Raw genomic sequence first — 1,829 nt, forward strand, 5'->3', positions numbered from 1 at the left:
TCGGGGTGAGTATGGGGTCGAGCCGATCTGCCGGGTTCTGCCGATCGCCCCATCAACCTACCACGAGCGTGTCGCACAGCGCCGCGATCCGTCGCGCCTGTCACCACGCGCCCAGCGCGACGAAGCAATGAAGCCCGAGGTTCAGCGCGTGTTCGATGCCAACTTCAAGGTCTACGGGTATCGCAAGGTGTGGCGGCAGATGCAGCGCGAGGGCTTCGATATTGCCCGCTGCACGGTGGAACGGCTGATGCGTGAGCTGGGCCTGCAGGGCGTGATCCGGGGGAAGCCGGTGAAGACGACGATGAGCGACAAGGCAGCGCCATGTCCGCTCGATCAGGTCAACCGCCAGTTCCATGCACCGGCACCCAACATGCTGTGGGTCTCGGACTTCACCTACGTCGCGACGTGGTCCGGGTTCGTCTATGTCGCCTTCGTGATCGACGTTTACGCCCGCTATATCGTGGGCTGGCGGGTGAGCAGAACGGCGCATGCCAGCTTTGTACTCGATGCCCTGGAGCAGGCGATCCATGACCGACGGCCTGTTCACCGTGGCGGCCTGATCCACCACAGTGATCGTGGCAGCCAATATGTCTCGATCAAGTATACCGAGCGTCTTGCCGAAGCCGGGATCGAACCATCGGTCGGCAGTGTTGGCGACAGCTACGACAACGCCTTGGCCGAAACGATCAACGGCCTTTACAAGGCCGAGGTCATCCACCGCCGAGGTCCGTGGCGATCATTTGAAGCCGTGGAATACGCCACGCTCGAATGGGTCGACTGGTTCAACAACCGGCGCCTGCTCGCGCCCATCGGCAATATCCCGCCTGCCGAAGCYGARGMACGATACTACGCCATGCTGGACGACACGCCCATGGCGGCATAATTTAAACCAAATGGCCTCCGGCAATCCCGGGGCGGTTCAAAAGGCGAGCGAAGCTAACGACCTTCTGTCCCGGCCTTGACGGTTCCAGTCGCTCGGGAGGCGGGCGTTCTCTTTATATGTTCCCCTGCGGAAAATGTCCCTATGCTTTTAGGCCGTAGACTCATTAGCTGCGATCCATAACCGTGCTGAGAAGAGCTTGATGGCGGCGAGGAAGTTATCGGCGCGTTTGTCGTAGCGTGTCGCCAATCCTCTGGCGTGTTTGAGTTTTCCGAAGAAGCGCTCGATCAGGTTGCGATAGCGGTAGAGGAAGGCGCTGAAGGCGAAGCCCTTTCGTCGATTACGCTTTGCCGGGATGTTGGCGAAGCCGCCGTTGCTTTCGATCCGTGCGCGGATAGCATCGCTGTCATAGGCCTTGTCAGCCAGGAAAGTGCTGCCGGGTGGTACGACATCAAGCAGCGCTACAGCCTCGCGGCAATCGCTGGCTTGTCCTTCCGACAGATGCAGGCCGACCGGTAAACCCCGGCCATCAACCAGCGCATGGATCTTGGTAGTCAGGCCGCCCCGGGAACGTCCCATGCAGCGATTGGGGTCCCCCTTTTTAGGGTCGCACCATGCTGGTGGACCCGGATCGAGGAACTGTCGATCATGACCAGTTCGCCATCGAAAGCGGCGCTGACGGAGGACAGAAGCCGGTCCCATACGCCAGCTTTGCGCCAACGCACGAAACGGTTGTAGCACGTCGTGTATGGCCCATAGCGCTCCGGGATATCCGCCCAGGGGCTGCCTGTGCGAAACCGCCACAATATCCCATTGATCACCCGACGATCATCAACACGCGGAACACCGCGCACCTTGTTCGGCAACAACGGCTCGATCACCGACCACTCGAAATCCGTAAGCTCAAATCTGCGACGGCTCATCCAAGGATCCTTCAAATGCCTTGAAT

Annotated in this window: 2 protein-coding genes; one reads left to right on the forward strand and one right to left on the reverse strand. The window is 60.2% G+C overall.

Annotation, left to right across the window (positions count from 1 at the left end):
* The coding region (locus D6858_RS02630) for an IS3 family transposase (RefSeq protein WP_120106931.1) at positions 1-883 on the forward strand (883 nt) is incomplete at its 5' end.
* Positions 884-1,030: 147 nt separating this feature from the next.
* Here D6858_RS02630 and D6858_RS02635 read toward each other — a convergent pair.
* Positions 1,031-1,803 (reverse strand): IS5 family transposase gene (locus D6858_RS02635; protein WP_120106682.1). Its coding sequence is split into 2 segments (ribosomal slippage): positions 1,031-1,485 and positions 1,485-1,803, totalling 774 coding nucleotides; the frame shifts between segments, so codons are not numbered across the junction.
* Between the last annotated feature and the right edge of the window lie 26 nt (positions 1,804-1,829).

The sequence above is a fragment of the Tsuneonella suprasediminis genome (genome assembly GCF_003605755.1).
Classification (GTDB): Bacteria; Pseudomonadota; Alphaproteobacteria; order Sphingomonadales; family Sphingomonadaceae; genus Tsuneonella; species Tsuneonella suprasediminis.